The organism is Ruegeria sp. AWH4_226, from assembly GCF_056159225.1.
Genome location: NZ_JBSWUU010000001.1, coordinates 1,311,629 through 1,329,880, shown reverse-complemented (window position 1 = coordinate 1,329,880; position 18,252 = coordinate 1,311,629). Strand labels below are relative to the sequence as shown.

Genomic DNA, 18,252 nt, shown 5'->3' with positions numbered 1-18,252 from the left:
GAAAGGTGTATTGATGCGTTCTGGGATATAGTTTAATGGTAAACTAATTTTACAACCGACCTGCGCCGAGAGGGAACCATGGCTGCACAATCTTTTGATCTGATCGTAATCGGCGCTGGTCCGGGTGGCTATGTGGCTGCCATTCGCGCGGCACAGCTGGGTTTAAAAACAGCCGTGGTCGAACGTGAACATTTGGGCGGCATTTGCCTGAATTGGGGATGCATCCCGACCAAGGCGATGCTGAGGTCTTCGGAAGTGTTTCACCTGATGGAGCGCGCTAAAGATTTTGGCCTGACCGCAGACAAGTTCGGCTACGATCTGGATGCTGTGGTCAAACGCTCTCGCGGAGTGGCCAAGCAACTGACCAGCGGCGTTGGTCATCTTCTCAAGAAGAACAAGGTCACCGTGATCATGGGTGAGGCAACGATCCCGGCAAAAGGCAAGGTGAGCGTCAAGACCGACAAGGGCAGCGAAGAGTTGACCGCGAAAAACATCGTCCTTGCGACTGGTGCCCGGGCGCGTGAGCTGCCGGGGCTTGAGGCTGACGGCGATCTGGTTTGGACGTACAAACATGCCCTGATGCCGCCGCGCATGCCTAAAAAACTGTTGGTCATTGGATCGGGTGCGATCGGCATTGAATTTGCCAGTTTCTACAACACCTTGGGTGCGGATACGACGGTGGTCGAAGTGATGGATCGGGTATTGCCGGTCGAAGATGCTGAGATCAGCGCCTTTGCCAAGAAAGCCTTCACCAAGCAGGGGATGACCATCATGGAAAAGGCGATGGTCAAGCAACTGGACCGCGCCAAGGGCAAAGTCACCGCGCATATCGAAGTGAAGGGCAAAATCGAGAAGCACGAGTTTGACACTGTAATCTCGGCCGTCGGGATCGTCGGCAACGTTGAAAACCTCGGGCTTGAGGCGCTGGGTGTTAAGGTTGACCGGACCCATGTCGTGACTGATGAGTTCTGCCGCACCGGGGTTGATGGGCTTTATGCCATCGGTGACATCGCGGGCGCGCCCTGGCTGGCGCACAAAGCCAGCCATGAAGGCGTCATGGTGGCCGAGTTGATCGCAGGCAAACACGCGCACCCAGTTAAGCCCGAAAGCATCGCAGGCTGCACCTATTGCCACCCGCAGGTTGCCTCGGTCGGATACACCGAAGCCAAGGCCAAAGAACTTGGCCATGACGTCAAAGTGGGCCGTTTTCCCTTTATCGGCAACGGCAAAGCCATCGCCTTGGGTGAGCCCGAGGGGATGATCAAAACCGTGTTTGACGCCAAGACAGGTGAGTTGTTGGGCGCGCATATGATTGGCGCAGAAGTGACTGAGTTGATTCAGGGCTATGTTGTGGGTCGGCAACTAGAGACCACGGAAGAGGACCTGATGAACACGGTGTTCCCGCACCCGACGCTGTCAGAAATGATGCACGAAAGCGTGTTGGACGCTTACGGTCAAGTTATTCACATGTAAATTCGGGTTGGTCCGCTGGAAAAGGCACCGCCGGAGAAGCGGTGCCTTTTTTCTTTAGCGGGTCAAGGCGTCCAAGATGCGCGCCCAGGACCTGATGCCTTTGTGAAAGCTTTTCACGTCATACTTTTCATTTGGCGAGTGGATGGCATCGTCATCATTCGCGAAACCGACCAGCATCGAATCCAACCCGAGTTCCGTGTTGAAATATCCCACAACAGGAATCGATCCGCCCATCCCGGTGAAGACGGCCTCGCGGCCCCATTCATCTGACAAGGCACCACGGGCAGCTTCGAATTCCGGGCGATCTAGATTCATCACTGAGGCAGGAGAGCCCTCAAGATCATTGTCCCACTCGATCTTTGCATCGGGTGACAGGCGGTCTTCGACGTGCTTGCGAATTTTGTCGCGCAGTGCGTCAGGGTCCATCTCGCCGACCAACCTGCAGGTGATCTTGCAATGCGCTTCCGACGGGATGACCGTTTTCGATCCGGCGCCGTTATATCCACCCCACAGGCCGTTAACCTCAAGCGTCGGCCGTGCCCATTGCTGCTCCAGCGTTGAATATCCCTTTTCGCCATGGGGCTGCGAGTACCCAACGGACTTTAGATAATCGTCCTCGTCAAAGCCGCAGGTTTCCCATTGCTTCAACTGCTCGGCCGGCACTTCGTGGACACCTTCATAGAACCCTTCGACCGCGACGCGACCGGTTTCATCGTCATAGAATGAGGCGACGATTTTCGACAACTCTCGTAGTGGGTTCAAACCGGGGCCGCCGTAGTGGCCCGAATGCAGGTCGATCCGAGGGCCAATAATTGTGAATTCGTCCTTGAGCATCCCGCGCAGTTGCGAAGCAATCGAAGGCACACCGCGCGAGACCATCGAGGTGTCGCACACCAGTGCCAGGTCTGCTTTCAACTCGGCCGCGTTTTCGCGAAGGAACGGAACCAAGGAAGGAGAGCCGGATTCCTCTTCGCCCTCAAAGAAAAAGGTGATGCGGCAGGGCAGGGACCCATGTACTGCTTTCCACGCCCGGCAGGCCTCGACAAATGTCATCAACTGGCCCTTGTCGTCCGACGATCCACGGCCCCGGATGACGGGTCCGTTGTCAGTTTCTTCGATGGCCGGATCGAACGGGTCGCGCGTCCACAGGTTCAATGGGTCCACCGGTTGCACATCGTAGTGTCCGTAAAACAGGACATGCGGCGCGTCGCCGTCTTCTCCGATATGGCCAACGACCATGGGATGACCAGCTGTCTTGCGCTTTTCAGAAGCAATCCCAATGGTTTGCAGATCAGCCACCAGCCAATCGGCAGCCTGATCCACCTGCGAGTCATAGGCCGGGTCTGTCGAAATTGACGGAATGCGCAGCAGTTCCATCAGACGGTCGATAGAGGTCTGCAAATCAGCGTCGATGCGGTTCAAAACGTCGTCCAACGACATAGGGGTCTCCTGCTTGTAGTATTTGGCGCGACCCTATCAGCGCCACCGGCGCCGTCCAGTCCGCTTTGGCGGAATGTGGTACAATATCGGAAACACTTGGAAACACCTGCGTCGTTTCCCCGCGTCTGGAGGCCGTAACTTTACTTGTCCATGCTGATGTGACGGGATATTTGATGCAAATCAAACATGTGATCCCAATGTCGTTTATATGTATTTGCTACAAGGGAACGCACAGGCGCGCGCTCGGCTTTGTCCGGTCATGGCGTCGGGAACATCGCCGGGCCGAATAAGTCTTGGGTCGGGCACGTAAGGAGACATCGGTGGACTATACTGCTCAGCTCGATACAGCGATTGCCAGGCTACATGATGAAGGACGTTACCGGACCTTTATCGATATCGAACGCCGAAACGGCCATTTCCCACATGCGGTGCGGACACGCCCGGACGGGTCACAGCAGAATGTCACCGTTTGGTGTGGCAATGACTATCTGGGCATGGGGCAGAACCCTATTGTACTGGATGCCATGCACGAAGCTATTGAGTCAGCCGGGGCGGGCTCGGGTGGTACGCGCAATATCTCGGGCACCACGGTTTACCACAAACGTCTTGAGGCTGAACTGGCTGATCTGCATGGCAAAGAGGCCGCGCTTTTGTTCACCAGCGCGTATATTGCCAATGACGCCACGCTCAGCACCCTGCCGAAACTGTTTCCAGGCCTGATTATTTATTCTGATGCGCTGAACCACGCCTCGATGATCGAAGGCGTGCGCCGGAATGGCGGTGCCAAGCGTATTTTCCGCCACAATGATGTAGCCCATCTGCGCGAACTGCTTGAAGCAGATGACCCTGATGCGCCCAAGTTGATCGCCTTCGAATCGATCTATTCGATGGACGGTGATTTTGGTCCAATCGAGGCCATCTGTGACCTGGCCGATGAATTTGGTGCACTGACTTATATCGACGAAGTCCACGCCGTTGGTATGTATGGCCCGCGCGGCGGTGGTGTGACTGACCGTGATCGCCTGGCGCATCGCATCGACATCATCAACGGAACGCTTGCCAAGGCGTTTGGCGTAATGGGTGGCTATATCGCAGCCAGCGAGAAAATGTGCGATGCCGTGCGCTCTTACGCGCCGGGCTTCATTTTCACGACGTCTTTGCCGCCGGCGATTGCGGCGGGCGCGGCAGCATCTGTCGCCCATTTGAAAACAGCTGTTGAACTGCGTGAGCAGCATCAAACGCAGGCCAAAATTCTGAAGCTGCGCTTGAAGGGGCTGGGTTTGCCGTTGATCGACCATGGAAGCCATATCGTTCCAGTGATCGTCGGCGACCCCGTGCATACCAAAATCCTCAGCGACCGGTTGCTTGATGACTTTGGAATTTACGTGCAGCCGATCAATTTCCCGACTGTCCCGCGCGGAACAGAGCGGCTGCGTTTTACCCCATCCCCTGTGCATGGACCTGATGAAATGAACCGTTTGGTTCAAGCCATGGACGAACTTTGGTCACATTGTGCGCTAAATCGCGCCGAACTTGCAGGTTAGCCTCACGGGAAAGTGTGCAACTGCTTTGGCGCGTGTTAGAGTTAAGTAACAATATTAACGGGCGAATCATTTACAACGCGATTCTCCGTTAGCGTGAAACACGCGAAGGCAAAATGGGGCAGCAGGGATGATTGGGCGCAGATCTCAGCGCGAATCCGAACGCGATACTGACGTCAGGCCAAAGGGCTATGACGACTATGAAGTTCGGCTTGGCGACAGGATGCGGGGTGAGCGCGCAACGATGGGCAAGTCCCTTCTCGATGTTCAGCGGGAATTGCGCATAAAGGCCAACTACATTGCTGCGATCGAGGACGCTGACCCAGACGCGTTCGACACACCCGGCTTTATTGCCGGATACGTGCGTTCCTATGCGCGGTATCTCGGGATGAACCCGGACGAAACATTTGCCGCCTTCTGTGAAGAAAGCGGTTTCGAGGTCGCGCATGGTATGTCGGCTGAGGCATCGGTTGTGCGGAAACCAACTGGCGGCCTGCGTACTCAAGGGTCGATGGGCCGCGATCCATTCATCTCTCCCAATACGCCGTACCTACCGGGTCGGGAATCGCTGGTCAGCCAGATTGAACCGCGGGCTATTGGATCGTCATTGGTGCTGATCGCGGTGATCTGCGGCATCGGCTATGGCGGCTGGTCGGTTCTGAATCGGATTCAGCAAGTGCAGGTCAGCCCGGTTGAGCAAGCGCCTGTCGTTCTGTCTGATCTTGATCCATTGGATGCCGCGCGCTCTGGTTCCGCGACCGAAACCAACGTTGCAGACAACCCCAGCACCGAGGCATTGGACCGCCTGTATCGCCCACAGGCTTTGGACGTGCCGGTCTTAGTGGCGCGTGATGCGCCGATCTCAACTCTGGACCCACGCACAGTCGGAACCTTCCTGCCGCAGCAGTTGCCGCAGGTCGAGATCGCCGAGGTTCACACGGTTGAGCGCCCTGCTTTGCCGCAGGTTGTTGAACAGATTGATACGACGCTAAAGATCGTTGCGGTGAACCCATCCTGGATGCGGGTAACGGCAGCGGATGGCAGCGTGATTTTCGAAGGCACCCTAGGCACAGTTGAACAGGGCAGTGTTTTTGAGGTTCCGCTGACCGAAGAACCACCATTGTTGCGCGCAGGTGCTTCGGGATCGGTGTTCTTTTCGATGAATGGCGAACACTATGGGCCTGCGGGTGCGCCGGGTACGGTTGCCAAAGGCGTCGTGCTGTCCAAGGATGCCGTTGCTGAAAGCTATGCGGTTGCTGATCTTGAGGCAGAGCAAAACAGTGCCCTCAAACAGTTGGTCGCTGAGCTTAAGGCGCAAGCAACAGAAGCCCCTGCCGAGTGATCTAGCCATTGCGATGCTCCGGTAGGCGGTCTATTTAAAGACCTAGTCTAGCCAGCGTTGGATTTGTCTTTATGTCGCTCAATCATGTTCGTCCGTGGCGCAATATTTATCGTCGCAAATCCCGCCAGATTATGGTCGGTGATGTTCCCGTTGGCGGCGACGCGCCGATTGCCGTTCAGACGATGACCAACACACTGACAACCGACGTGGCGGCGACGGTGGCCCAGGTGCAAGCCGCGGCTGAGGCGGGCGCGGATATCGTGCGGGTCTCAGTCCCGGATGAGGCCTCTTCCAAGGCGTTGAAGGAGATTGTGCGCGAAAGCCCGGTGCCGATCGTTGCCGATATCCACTTCCACTACAAAAGAGGGATTGAATCTGCCGAAGCCGGTGCCGCCTGCTTGCGGATCAATCCGGGCAATATTGGTGATGAAAAGCGGGTGAAAGAGGTCATCAAAGCCGCCCGAGACCACAATTGCTCGATCCGGATCGGGGTGAATGCGGGCAGCCTGGAAAAGCATCTGCTAGAAAAATACGCTGAGCCTTGCCCCGAGGCCATGGTCGAAAGCGGGTTAGAGCATATCCGCATTCTTCAGGACAACGACTTTCACGAGTTCAAAATAAGCGTAAAGGCCAGCGACGTGTTCCTGTCGGCCGCTGCCTACCAGGGTATCGCCGAGGCAACCGACGCACCGATCCATTTGGGCATAACCGAGGCTGGGGGGCTGGTCTCGGGCACTATCAAATCGGCCATCGGGCTGGGCAATTTACTATGGATGGGGATCGGCGACACGATCCGCGTAAGCCTGTCCGCTGATCCGGTCGAAGAGGTTAAGGTTGGTTATGAAATCCTGAAATCTCTTGGGTTGCGCCACCGCGGCGTCAACATCATCTCCTGCCCGTCCTGCGCGCGGCAGGGGTTTGACGTGATAAAGACGGTTGAGGCGTTGGAGCAGCGGCTGGAACATATCAAGACACCGATGAGCCTGTCGATCATCGGCTGTGTGGTAAACGGCCCGGGTGAGGCGTTGATGACCGATGTCGGCTTTACCGGCGGGGGTGCAGGTTCGGGCATGGTCTATCTTGCCGGCAAGACCAGTCACAAGATGTCCAACGATCAGATGATTGACCACATCGTCGAGCAGGTCGAGAAAAAAGCGGCCGAGTTGGACGCCGCGCAGGAAGCCGCCGAGTAATCCTCTCCGGTCAACAAGCGTGGCGGATATCTGTCCTTTGACTCGGAGCGCTTTTTGCCGATCAGCGCGAAAGACTGGTCTCACAACCAGTTCAGCGATAAGTTCTATTTTGCAGATGAGTGCTTTGCGTGTAAATCAAACCAGCCTATGACCTCTGCAAAGAGGTTGTCAGGTGCTGTTTGACTGGCGAGATTCAGGGCCTTTTGAACCTTCAAAGTGTCTTCGTACGAAAGCCAGTTTCCCGGAAGGTCTTCACCAAATACGCCAGATGCCCCCGACTCAAACTGATGATCAACGATCTTGCCGTGCGGTGAAAGCGGCGAAACCGTTTGCGTTTCCACATAATTCTGGTTGGAAAACTTGAAACGGTCATACCCGTTCTCGTACAGAATGTTGAGCATATCCGAGCTGCCGTTTTCCACCGAAATATAGGGCGGTAGATTTGGCAGCGTCATAACTTGTGAAAGCGCAACACTATCATAGCCTTCGATATCGATCTTGATGTACTTGATCTGTTTGGAAACCGAGGCGAGTTCATTCGACAAGTCCACCGCCGGAACTGTGATTTTTTCGGCGCCGTCCATTCGGCTTCCGATTTCCTCGTCGACTGAACTCCAAGCCGAGGTAAACTTGTTGACGTAAAACGCCACTTCGTCCGTGCTGCCGTCGGTCACGGCGAAATTGCGGATATCGACCCCATCGACGCCGAGATCTACAAACTGTTGGGCGACCGTGGCACATAAGTCAGGGATGGCCTCGACCGCGATGACGTGAAACCCCCTTTTGCGGTAATACTGCGTGTCCTTACCGTCATTCATGCCGATATCGACAATGATACCCTGATCCGCCTTGGGATACTGGTGCGCGGTGTCTGCGGTTAGGCCAGCGGTTCTCGGGCGATAAGCAACTGGATCGGCGGCTATTTTCTTTCCACGAAGGACACGTCCCGCATCACGAACACGACGTGCGGCGCGGGAAAGTCCAGAGTTCCTATTGTTGCTCATGCGTATCCAGGCCTATAGGTCAATGTTTTTGATATATTAGAAGATATCGTTGAAAACGCAGGTTGTGAACTTCAAACTTGAGGGTTGACTGAGAAGGCGATTGCCAACGGCTTTTTAACCGTTTTGGTGGTAACAAACTGATTTACGGTCTTTTTTGATGGCCTGGCTAAGAACGATTTAGCCACCAGTATTGCGGCAGGTGGGGCAGAACGGAATTGTGTGACTATGCAAATTTGGTTCTGTCGCCGCGAAGGTGTAGGGGCGGTGTAACCGCCCCAAACGCTCAACTGCGATCTGCGCGAACACCGTCGGCGATCTGCTGCATTTGCTCGGCAGGCAGGAAGCCGCGCAGCATTTCGGTGCCTAGGACGAAAGATGGCGTTCCCGAGATATTCATTCGCTGTGCCAGCGCGCGGGTGCGCGTGATTTCGTCAGTCACTTGTTCACTGTCCATCGCCGCAATGATTGCGTCGCTGTCCAATCCCAAACCGTCAGAAATACGGCGCAACGAGATTTCATTCGGTTCACCGTTGAATTCCATCAGGGCGTCGTGGACCTGTTTATAGGCATCGTCGCCGGCCACATGTTTGGTGGCTACCGCGAAACGTGATGACAGAACCGAGGCCTCACCCAGGATCGGGAGTTCCTTGATCACGAACCGGATATTGCCGTCTTCGGCCAGCAAGCTGGCAACTTCTGAAACTGCACGGCGGCAATAGCCGCAGCGGTAATCCATGAACTCGACCAAGGTGATGTCGCCCTCGGGGTTGCCGCCGACCCAGCTGTAGCCGTCGTTGAACAAGTCATCCGCATTTGCCTTGACCAATTCTTTGTCGGCCGCCACTTCCAGCGCGGCATTGCGCTGTTCCAGGATGTCTATCGCCTCAAGGATCACTTCGGGGTTTTCCAGCAGGTATTCGCGCACCTGCGCGCCGAACTCAGCTTTTTCAGCATCGCTGAGCGCGTTCAGGTCCAGCGCCAGGGCAGGGCTGGTCATAAGGGAGAGCCCGACAAGGGCGGGTGCTGCACGTCTGAGGATCATTTCAGTTTCCTTTTCGCTTTCTTTGCGCGTTCCGAGGCAATCAGCACGTCCTGTGCCCGTTGCCAACCCGGTGAGCCTTCGGGCAGTATCCCTAAGGCCCGTTTTGCGTGAATGCCTGCGTCGGTCAATTGGCCCTGCAAGGCATATCGTTCTGAAGTCACGACCGAAGCCATTCCATTGTTTCCAACCTTTGCATATGCCATTCCAAGGTCATGCATCAGGCGGGCGTTCAGGTAATCTCTTTGTCTTGCTTTTTCAAGGACTTGAAGGGCGCTCTTAGTTTGATCGCTCGCTAAAAGCGCGCGGCCGTAGCCAGCAAGAATCAATGCGTTATTCGGGGCTTTGTCCACTGCATTGCTATAGGCAGAGACTGCGTCCTGCAACTGGCGGTTTTCCAGTAATATCTGGCCCTTTAACTCAAAATAAAATGGATCGTCCGGGCGAATGGCCAGGGCGCCATCAATCGCCGCCCGGGCCGCTGCCAGATTACGGTTTTGATGATGAGCAGCTGCTTCACGCATCAGACGAATGTCATGCGCGGTTTCTTCTTTTGCACGTCGCAAAGTCCACGTTGATGACCGCAGGAACGCGGATAATTTACCTTTTACCCGTGCAAACCAGTACTCGGCATTTGGGTCTGTCTTCGACCAATCGCCGTATTGGTCCAGGAAAGCCTCTGCTGCGCGCAGACGTTCGCGGCTCGTGGGATGCGAGCGCATATACGGGTCTTGATTAACCGCGTTCAGCAACTCTTGTCCCGCGAATTTGCGATGTAGCGCAACCATCCCGGCGGGTGAGATTCCCGCCGACCTGAGATAGCTTGCAGCGCTGCGATCGGCCGAGGCTTCTTCGGCGCGTGTATGAGCCAGAAAGCTGCGTATTGCAGCGCCTTGTGTACCAGCGGCAATACCAGCTGCGGCTTCGCCTCCGCCGGCAATTGCTGCAATCAGGGCGAGGGCAGTGCCAATTCCGGCGTTACGGTTCGCAGCCCCCAGGTTCTCAACGCGCCTGGCCAGATGACCGTTCGCGATATGCGCGGCCTCATGCGCGATAACGGCCTGCAGCATATCGGGGCTATCAACCGACAAAATCAGCCCGTAATTCAAATAGATCGCACCATAGTCGATAACAAAGGCGTTAAATGTGCCGTCATTCACAACCAGAATTCTAACCCGATTAGTATTCAACCCGGCGGCACGCAGTATCGGGAAGGCCAGTTCCCGCAATCCGTGCTCTATATCTGGATCTCGTATCAAGCCCTGAGCGGTTGTTGGAACAACGCTTGACATCCATGTCACTGCTGCCAGCAACACGGCCGGGATTGACGACACCCTGCATAAGCGTTCAAAAGCCATGGCCGCAACATGGGAGATGGGCATGAAAAACTCAACCCGGTCCGGGGTCGATCCTTTTATCGTGATGGACGTGATGGAGGCCGCTCGCCGCGCCGAAGAAGCCGGGCGCCACATTATCCACATGGAGGTGGGCCAGCCCGGAACCGGCGCACCCACTGGGGCGACCAAGGCGCTGGCACAAGCGATGGAGCAGGGCCCGTTGGGATACACAGTGGCTTTGGGTCTGCCGGCGCTGCGCCAGCGGATCGCCCGGCTTTATGGCGAGTGGTATAACGTCGACTTAAACCCGGATCGGGTGGTGATAACGCCAGGTTCGTCGGGCGGGTTCCTTCTGGCGTTTACGGCACTGTTCGACAGCGGAGACCGGGTCGGCATTGGCGCGCCGGGCTATCCATCCTACCGGCAGATCCTCAAGGCACTGGGTTTGGTTCCGGTCGATCTGCCGACCGCGCCTGAAAACCGTTTGCAGCCGGTGCCTGCTGATTTTGCTGGGCTCGACCTGCAAGGTTTGATGGTTGCGTCCCCGGCCAACCCCACCGGTACGATGTTAGATCACACCGCCATGTCCGCGCTGATCGAGGCGGCGCACGGGCAAGGGGCGTCGTTCATCAGTGATGAGATTTACCACGGTCTGGAATATGAAGCCAAAGCGGTAACCGCGTTGGAATTGACGGATGAGTGCTACGTTATCAACTCATTCTCAAAGTATTTTTCAATGACAGGCTGGCGGGTCGGATGGATGGTTGTGCCTGAAGATCAGGTACGCGTGACCGAACGCATTGCCCAGAACATGTTCATCTGCGCCCCACATGCCAGCCAGGTCGCGGCGCTGGCGGCTATGGATTGTGAAGACGAGCTTCAGGCCAACCTGGACGTATATCGCCGCAATCGCGCGCTGATGCTGGATGGTCTGCCGAAGGCAGGGTTTACCAATATTGCTCCACCTGACGGGGCTTTCTATGTCTATGCCGATGTCTCTGACCTGACCGATGATAGCCGCGCCTTTGCGGCTGAAATTCTCGAACAGGCCGGTGTGGCCGTTACGCCGGGGTTGGATTTCGACCCGGTACGGGGTCATCACACGCTGCGCTTTTCCTATGCCCGCGCGTCGGAGGATATCGAAGAAGGCTTGCTTCGCCTGCAACGTTTCATGGCGCAACGCACGACAAGCGCCGCGCCAGCGTAAACCGTTCACAAAGCGGCGCGGGTCGGTTAGGCTGTAAATCAAACGATCTCGGGAAAACTTGAGGCCATGAGCAGGATTTTCTACGCCATCGCCCTGATCTGGGCGCTGACCGGTGCTGCGCTTGCGTACGATTTTAGTGCGCTTGCACGCATTTTACCTGAGCAAAGCCGCATTACGGACAGCGGTCGCGCGGGAGTTCGTGTGGACCTTGGTTTAAGTCAGGGCGTGCCGTACCGGATTTTCACCCTACGCGATCCCTACCGAATGGTTCTGGATTTCCAGGAAGTTGATTGGACAGGGCTTGAGGTCGACAGCTTTTTGCAAACTGACCGGATCAGCGACGTGAAATATGGTGCGTATGTTCCGGGTTGGTCGCGGATGGTGTTGGAGCTTGGTGCGCCGCTGGCCGTGGATACCGCAGACTTGCGCGTGGATCAGGTGACCGGAAAAGCGCATCTTTCACTGGGTTTACGCGGCACTGATTTCGACAGTTTTACCGCCAGTGCCGGCGCACCACGCCAACCGGACTGGGACTTGCCGGAACCGGTAGTCCGGCCTGCATCGCCGGGGCGCGATGGTACGCGCCCATTACTGGTTATGCTGGACCCCGGCCACGGTGGCATTGATCCGGGGGCCGAGGCCGGCGGGACGAATGAGAAAACCCTCATGCTGACCTTCGCACGCGAGCTGCGCGAAACTCTGCTGCGTGCCGGTGGCTATCAGGTGATGCTGACACGTGACGATGACCACTTTGTTAGTCTGGAACGCCGCATTGCCTTGGCGCACAGGTCAGGCGCGGATGTTTTTATCTCGTTGCACGCAGATATCCTGTTGGAAGGACAGGCGCATGGAGCCGTAATTTATACGCTGTCTGAAGAAGCGTCGGACGTTGCAAGCCGCAAGTTGGCTGAACGTCATGACCGGGGCGACCTGATTTCGGGTATCGATCTGAGCGGGGCAGACGACCAAGTGGCCGATGTACTGATGGATATTGCTCGGCAGGAAACCAAGCCTCGTACTGATGCCCTGGCCCGGGCGCTTGCAAGCGGGATGGCACAGCAAGGGGGACCAATGAACAACCGACCGATCCGCCGGGCGTCATTTTCTGTACTCAAAGCAGCGGATATTCCGTCCGTTTTGGTGGAGCTTGGGTTTCTCTCAAACACAAGGGACCTGAAAAACATAAAGGACCCCGAATGGCGCAAAGCCATGGCGCGTGGGATTGTGCACGGATTAGAACAGTGGCGCAGAGACGATCAGGTAAAAAGGTCCCTGATTGGCCAGTGACCCTGCGGCGCAAACCGGCTAATATAAGCCACCACGTTTTGACCTCGCAACGGGGCATCACTATATAGGCGGCAGCGCGAGTAAAAGGCAGTGACGTGATCCGTTTTATTCTTTCTTTTTTCGGGGCAATCTTCAGCCTCGTCACCTTGGGAATTTTCATGGCCGCGCTGGTGATCGGCGCGATCTTCTGGATGTATGGGCGCGACCTGCCCAGCCATGAATCGCTTGCGCAGTACAAACCGCCGACGATCAGCCGAATTTATTCGGGCAAGGGCCAACTGATCGACGAGTTCGCGCAGGAACGTCGCCTGTTTACTCCGTCCGAAGAGATACCTGATCTGGTGAAGCAGGCGTTTATCTCGGCCGAAGACAAGAATTTCTACACCCATCAGGGCTATGATCCGCGCGGGATCATCGCAGCCGGGGTCGAGGCGGTGAAATCCAAGGGCGAAAACGTGCGCGGTGCCTCTACGATTACCCAGCAGGTTATGAAGAATTTTCTGTTGTCTGGTGATCGACGCGCCGAGCGAAAGATCAAAGAGATCATCCTCGCCACCCGACTTGAGGATACGCTGGATAAGGAACAGATCCTCGAACTCTATATGAACGAGATTTTTCTGGGTCAGAACTCCTATGGCGTAACTGCTGCCGCGCAGACCTATTTCAATAAAACACTGCAAGAGTTGGAACCGCACGAGGCCGCGACGCTGGCAGCGATGCCCAAGGCGCCGTCTGATTATCATCCTGTTCGGCAAAAGGATCGGTTGCTGGCGCGCCGGAACTATGTGCTGCGCGAGATGCAGCAGAACGGCTACATTGATCGGGCCACTTATGAAGACGAAGTCGCACAACCGCTGCGCTCGGTTCAGAACGGTGATTTTGAAAGTTTCCGCACGGCCCTGCCGCCCCGCGATTACTTCACGGACGAAATTCGCCGCCAACTGAGCGAGGATTTTGGTGAGGGTGAGTTCTTTACCGGCGGTTTCACCGTGCGCGCCTCGGTGGATGAGGAAATGCAGGTCGAAGCGGCCAAGGCGCTGCGCATTGCCTTACAGAAATACGACCGGTCGCGTGGCAGATGGCGCGGCACGGGTGAGGTGATCCCCGAAGAAAAACTGGCCGATGAGACCCAGTGGCGTGAGGCGCTGGCGATCATGGAAATCCCACGCGACGTGGTGCTGCCAACACAGTGGTACCCGGCGGTGGTTTTGAACGTAGCCGAACAGTCGCTGACAGTAGGCATTGAGAATGGACCAGCAGACGGTGTTGTCCCGCGGTCTGATATCAAGTGGATGCAGGGCGACTTCGCGGCGAACTTTAAACGCGGCGATGTTATTCTGGTGATGGCTGGCGAGGAAGGCCAGTGGTCCGCTCGTCAGGTGCCCGAAGTGCAGGGCGGCTTTGTTGCGATGGACGTGAACTCGGGGCGTGTTCTGGCGATGCAAGGCGGGTTCTCGTATCAGGACTCGGTGTTCAACCGCGCCACGCAGGCGCAACGCCAACCGGGGTCAAGCTTTAAACCCTTCGTGTATGCGGCAGCGCTGGACAGCGGCTATAGCCCGGCGACGATTGTTGTCGATGCTCCGATCGAGGTGAATACGCCACAGGGTCTGTGGCGTCCCAAGAACTCTACGAATAAATTCTACGGTCCCACGCCGCTGCGAACAGGGATAGAGCAATCGCGAAACCTGATGACGATCCGTCTGGCGCAAGAGGTCACGATGCCTGTTGTCGCAGGATACGCGGAACGCTTTGGCGTCTATGACCGGATGGGTGCATTCCTCGCCAATTCGCTAGGTGCCGAGGAAACGACGCTTTACAAAATGGTCGCCGCCTACGCGATGTTTGCCAATGGCGGTGAGCGGGTCGAGCCCACGCTGGTTGACCGCATTCAGGATCGGTTCGGCAAGACCATTTACCGCCATGATGACCGACAGTGCGTAGACTGCGATTCTGGCTGGCTAGAGCCGGACGAGTCGCCAACTATCGTGACTGATCGTTGGCAGGTCATGGATGCGATTACCGCGTATCAGTTGACGTCGATGATGAAGGGCGTTGTCGATCGCGGTACAGCGTCGTCAGTCGTCAACCTGCCTGTGCCGACGGCCGGCAAGACAGGTACCACCAACGAATCCAAGGATGCGTGGTTCATCGGTTTCACTTCGAACATCGTGGCTGGCTGCTATATCGGCTATGACCGCCCGCGTCCGATGGGGCGGGGGGCTTATGGCGGCACGTTGTGCGGTCCGGTCTTCCAAAGCTTCATGGAAAAAGCGGTTGAGAAATATGGGGGTGGACCGTTCGAGGTGCCGCCGGGTGGTCAATTCATAAAAATCGACCGTTTCAGCGGCGCGCGGCTGCCGGAAGATGCCACCGGTGACTATGTGGTGGCAGAATATTTCCGCGACGGCGTCGATGGTTTCATCGACCGCGTCTATGACGGCGGGTTTGCGATGGGGTCTGACTTGCCGCTGTTTGAAGAGGCAAGCTCGGGCCGTCAGGTCACCACGTCAACCGGCAGTACCGTCACCGTTGGACCAAATGCCAGCCAGGGTGATCTACAGGGCGGTGGCCTTTACTGACATCTGAAGTGTTTCGCGGCGCTGCTGTCTTGTGGTGCCCGTAACCTCTTGCTATCAGGCAGTCCTTATTGAGTGAGTTGGAACAAGACCATGCGCGCCGAAACCCAGAATATTGTGGCAGAGATAGAAAAGTCACTGGAGCTGCTGGCGCAGCGTATGGACTATGAAACCGCTCCACATCGACTTGAAGAGTTCAACGCGCGTGTCGAGGATCCCAATCTTTGGGATAACCCGGAAAACGCGCAGAAACTGATGCGTGACCGGCAGCTTTTGGTCGATGCAATTGAGACCTACGAGTCCATCAAAACCGATCTGAGCGATAATATCGAGCTGATCGAACTGGGCGAGATGGAAGAGGATGAAGAGGTCGTAACCGATGCCGAGCAGGCCATAAAGGGCCTGAAATCCAAAGCCGCCAAGAAAGAACTTGAGGCGTTGCTGGATGGCGAGGCCGACGGTAATGATACATTCCTCGAAATCAACTCGGGCGCTGGTGGCACCGAAAGTTGCGACTGGGCGTCGATGCTCGCACGGATGTATGTGCGCTGGGCCGAGAAAAAGGGCTATACGGTCGAATTGCAGTCTGAGACCGCGGGCGAGGAGGCGGGGATTAAATCCGCCGCCTATAAAATATCCGGTCATAACGCCTATGGCTGGTTAAAGTCTGAAAGTGGCGTGCACCGTTTGGTCAGAATCTCACCCTTCGACTCGGCAGCCAAGCGACACACTTCGTTCAGCTCGGTCTGGGTTTATCCGGTGGTCGACGACAATATCGAGATTGAAGTTAACCCGTCCGATATCCGGATCGACACATACCGGTCTTCGGGCGCAGGTGGGCAGCACGTGAACACCACCGACTCGGCCGTGCGGATCACGCACATTCCTACGGGCATTGTTGTGACCTCGTCCGAGAAATCGCAGCACCAGAACCGGGATATCGCGATGAAAGCCCTGAAATCGCGTTTGTACCAGCAAGAGCTGGACCGTCGGAACGCGGACATCAACGCGGCTCATGAGGCTAAGGGCGATGCGGGGTGGGGCAACCAGATCAGGTCTTACGTCTTGCAACCCTATCAGATGGTCAAAGACCTGCGCACGAACCATGAAACTTCGGACACCAAGGGCGTTCTGGATGGTGATCTGGACGGGTTCATGGCAGCTACACTTGCGTTGAACGTGGCGGGCAAAAGCCGATCCGAGGCGCAGGGCGATTAAGCTGTGCAGGGGGTTTGCCCCCTATCTTTCCTGTACTGATTGATGAATTGAACTTGCCCTCTTACACGTCCTCAGCACGATGCCGCGGGCGTCGAAAAAGATTCATTGAAACAAAGGGTTTAAATGAGGGTGTACCCCCGCTAGGCTGACCTTGCACGAGGGATAGCCCAGAATGAATCTTAGCCAAGCAACTGCACGTGATCTGTTGAGCGCGATGAACGCCGGACGTTTGTCGGCGCGTGAGTTGATGCAATTGACGCTGGATCGAATTGCTGCGGTGAACGGGTCGGCGAATGCGATTGTTTCCCTGCGTGACCCGGATGATTTGATGGCTGAGGCGCATGCACTGGATGAGGGGGGAATTCAAGGCCCGCTGCACGGATTGCCGATTGCGGTCAAGGATCTGGTAAATGTCGCCGGGGTGGTGTCCTCTCAGGGCTCGCCGATTTTTCGGAACCATGTGCCAGAGAAAGACGACCTGATCGCCGCGCGTATGCGTGCTGCGGGGGCAATTCTGATTGGCAAAACCAATACGCCGGAATTCGGCTTGGGCTCTCATACGTTCAATCCGGTCTACGGGGCGACGCGTAATGCTTACGATCCGACCCGATCATGCGGTGGCTCTTCCGGTGGTGCTGCCGTGGCGCTGGCAACAGGAATGGTCGCATTGGCGGATGGGTCGGACATGATGGGCAGTCTGCGCAACCCTGCCGCGTGGAACAATGTGTACGGGTTCCGACCCAGTTGGGGGCGGGTGCCGTCCGAACCTGTGGGCGACGGATTCCTGCATCAGCTCTCGACGCTTGGCCCAATGGCACGGAGCCCCGAGGATCTGGGCCTGTTGTTGGACGTGATTTCGGGACCTGACCCGCGGCAACCTCATGGGCGCTCCGACGCGGCCGTGTCTCCGGTCCAGGCGGCCAACTTGAAGGGGCTGCGAATTGGGTGGCTGAAAGACTGGGGCGGGGCATTTGCATTTGAGGATGGTATACTCGACCTGTGCGGGGATGCTTTGGGAGTATTCGAGAAACTCGGCGCGGATGTAATGCCCGTTGCGCCGCCGTTTGAGGCGGAGCGGATGTGGGAGAGTTGGGTTACACTCCGCGCGTGGAGCGTGGCCGCAAGCCTTGCCGCGCTGTCGGGGCAACGAGACGCGCTGAAAGAGACTGCGCAATGGGAATTGGACCTTGGTATGAGCCTGACCGCGATGCAGGTTCATGATGCCAGTGTCGTGCGATCCGAGTGGTTTCGGCGTGCGGCTGATCTGTTCGAGGACTATGATGCGCTGATCCTGCCATCAGCGCAGGTCTGGCCATTCGAGATTGAAACGCCGTACCCAACAGCCATCGCCGGGACACAGATGGACACCTATCACAGGTGGATGCAGGTTGTGGTACCCGTTAGTTTGATTGGCCTGCCGTGCCTGTCGGTTCCGGTCGGTTTCGGCGCGCAGGGGCTGCCGATGGGAATGCAGGTCTTTGGCCCGCGGGGATCGGATGCCCGTATACTATCAATGGGCGCAGCCTATCATGAAGTGACCGGCTGGCCCCAGAAAAGACCGGCGTGATCTCAACAGCGGAAGGGAGGAGCAC

At 56.7% G+C, this 18,252-nt stretch carries 13 protein-coding genes; 9 read left to right on the top strand and 4 right to left on the bottom strand.

Annotation, left to right across the window (positions count from 1 at the left end; translation table 11 throughout):
- Positions 1–78 precede the first annotated feature (78 nt).
- Positions 79–1,473, top strand: a complete 1,395-nt coding sequence (lpdA, locus tag ACXAET_RS06440) for a dihydrolipoyl dehydrogenase (protein WP_475182816.1) — start codon at positions 79–81, stop codon at positions 1,471–1,473.
- Positions 1,474–1,527: 54 nt separating this feature from the next.
- Here the strand turns inward: lpdA and ACXAET_RS06435 are convergent, their stop codons facing one another.
- Positions 1,528–2,913 carry a dipeptidase gene (locus ACXAET_RS06435; RefSeq protein ID WP_475182813.1) on the bottom strand — a complete coding sequence of 462 codons (1,386 nt, stop codon included), beginning with the start codon at positions 2,911–2,913 and terminating at the stop codon, positions 1,528–1,530.
- Between the two features lie 320 nt (positions 2,914–3,233).
- On the opposite strand from ACXAET_RS06435, the gene hemA reads away from it, so the two are divergent.
- The 3 genes from hemA (at position 3,234) to ispG (ending at position 6,989) form a co-directional block, all read left to right on the top strand.
- Positions 3,234–4,457, top strand: a complete 1,224-nt coding sequence (hemA, locus tag ACXAET_RS06430; RefSeq protein ID WP_475182810.1) for a 5-aminolevulinate synthase — start codon at positions 3,234–3,236, stop codon at positions 4,455–4,457.
- A 127-nt stretch (positions 4,458–4,584) separates the two neighbouring features.
- Positions 4,585–5,796, top strand: coding sequence for a helix-turn-helix domain-containing protein (locus ACXAET_RS06425; RefSeq protein WP_475182806.1), 1,212 nt, complete (start codon positions 4,585–4,587; stop codon positions 5,794–5,796).
- A 71-nt stretch (positions 5,797–5,867) separates the two neighbouring features.
- The gene (ispG, locus tag ACXAET_RS06420) at positions 5,868–6,989 is read left to right on the top strand and encodes a flavodoxin-dependent (E)-4-hydroxy-3-methylbut-2-enyl-diphosphate synthase (protein WP_475182804.1); all 1,122 of its coding nucleotides are present in this window, start codon (positions 5,868–5,870) and stop codon (positions 6,987–6,989) included.
- A 104-nt stretch (positions 6,990–7,093) separates the two neighbouring features.
- Here the strand turns inward: ispG and ACXAET_RS06415 are convergent, their stop codons facing one another.
- From ACXAET_RS06415 to ACXAET_RS06405, 3 genes are all read right to left on the bottom strand, one after another.
- Positions 7,094–7,993, bottom strand: a complete 900-nt coding sequence (locus ACXAET_RS06415; RefSeq protein WP_475182800.1) for an FkbM family methyltransferase — start codon at positions 7,991–7,993, stop codon at positions 7,094–7,096.
- 283 nt (positions 7,994–8,276) lie between these two features.
- Positions 8,277–9,035 carry a DsbA family protein gene (locus ACXAET_RS06410; RefSeq protein WP_475182797.1) on the bottom strand — a complete coding sequence of 253 codons (759 nt, stop codon included), beginning with the start codon at positions 9,033–9,035 and terminating at the stop codon, positions 8,277–8,279.
- Positions 9,032–10,414, bottom strand: coding sequence for a M48 family metalloprotease (locus tag ACXAET_RS06405; RefSeq protein ID WP_475182794.1), 1,383 nt, complete (start codon positions 10,412–10,414; stop codon positions 9,032–9,034). The genes ACXAET_RS06410 and ACXAET_RS06405 overlap by 4 nt, the downstream gene beginning before the upstream one ends.
- Here ACXAET_RS06405 and ACXAET_RS06400 point away from each other — a divergent pair.
- From ACXAET_RS06400 to ACXAET_RS06380, 5 genes are all read left to right on the top strand, one after another.
- Positions 10,413–11,576, top strand: coding sequence for a pyridoxal phosphate-dependent aminotransferase (locus tag ACXAET_RS06400; protein WP_475182792.1), 1,164 nt, complete (start codon positions 10,413–10,415; stop codon positions 11,574–11,576). The genes ACXAET_RS06405 and ACXAET_RS06400 overlap by 2 nt on opposite strands.
- Positions 11,577–11,642: 66 nt before the next feature.
- Positions 11,643–12,863, top strand: coding sequence for an N-acetylmuramoyl-L-alanine amidase (locus ACXAET_RS06395; RefSeq protein WP_475182789.1), 1,221 nt, complete (start codon positions 11,643–11,645; stop codon positions 12,861–12,863).
- 95 nt (positions 12,864–12,958) lie between these two features.
- Positions 12,959–15,445, top strand: a complete 2,487-nt coding sequence (locus tag ACXAET_RS06390) for a penicillin-binding protein 1A (RefSeq protein ID WP_475182786.1) — start codon at positions 12,959–12,961, stop codon at positions 15,443–15,445.
- A gap of 90 nt (positions 15,446–15,535) precedes the next feature.
- Positions 15,536–16,660, top strand: coding sequence for a peptide chain release factor 2 (prfB, locus tag ACXAET_RS06385; RefSeq protein ID WP_475182783.1), 1,125 nt, complete (start codon positions 15,536–15,538; stop codon positions 16,658–16,660).
- 172 nt (positions 16,661–16,832) lie between these two features.
- Positions 16,833–18,227 carry an amidase gene (locus ACXAET_RS06380; RefSeq protein ID WP_475182781.1) on the top strand — a complete coding sequence of 465 codons (1,395 nt, stop codon included), beginning with the start codon at positions 16,833–16,835 and terminating at the stop codon, positions 18,225–18,227.
- Positions 18,228–18,252: the final 25 nt, after the last annotated feature.

What these genes read in the sequence shown, in the direction of transcription:
- lpdA (WP_475182816.1), top strand. Translation starts at nt 79, where the DNA reads ATGGCTGCACAATCTTTTGATCTGATCGTAATCGGCGCTGGTCCGGGT.
- ACXAET_RS06435 (WP_475182813.1), bottom strand. Translation starts at nt 2,913, where the DNA reads ATGTCGTTGGACGACGTTTTGAACCGCATCGACGCTGATTTGCAGACC.
- ACXAET_RS06425 (WP_475182806.1), top strand. Translation starts at nt 4,585, where the DNA reads ATGATTGGGCGCAGATCTCAGCGCGAATCCGAACGCGATACTGACGTC.
- ispG (WP_475182804.1), top strand. Translation starts at nt 5,868, where the DNA reads ATGTCGCTCAATCATGTTCGTCCGTGGCGCAATATTTATCGTCGCAAA.
- ACXAET_RS06415 (WP_475182800.1), bottom strand. Translation starts at nt 7,993, where the DNA reads ATGAGCAACAATAGGAACTCTGGACTTTCCCGCGCCGCACGTCGTGTT.
- ACXAET_RS06410 (WP_475182797.1), bottom strand. Translation starts at nt 9,035, where the DNA reads ATGATCCTCAGACGTGCAGCACCCGCCCTTGTCGGGCTCTCCCTTATG.
- ACXAET_RS06400 (WP_475182792.1), top strand. Translation starts at nt 10,413, where the DNA reads ATGAAAAACTCAACCCGGTCCGGGGTCGATCCTTTTATCGTGATGGAC.
- ACXAET_RS06405 (WP_475182794.1), bottom strand. Translation starts at nt 10,414, where the DNA reads ATGCCCATCTCCCATGTTGCGGCCATGGCTTTTGAACGCTTATGCAGG.
- ACXAET_RS06395 (WP_475182789.1), top strand. Translation starts at nt 11,643, where the DNA reads ATGAGCAGGATTTTCTACGCCATCGCCCTGATCTGGGCGCTGACCGGT.
- prfB (WP_475182783.1), top strand. Translation starts at nt 15,536, where the DNA reads ATGCGCGCCGAAACCCAGAATATTGTGGCAGAGATAGAAAAGTCACTG.
- ACXAET_RS06380 (WP_475182781.1), top strand. Translation starts at nt 16,833, where the DNA reads ATGAATCTTAGCCAAGCAACTGCACGTGATCTGTTGAGCGCGATGAAC.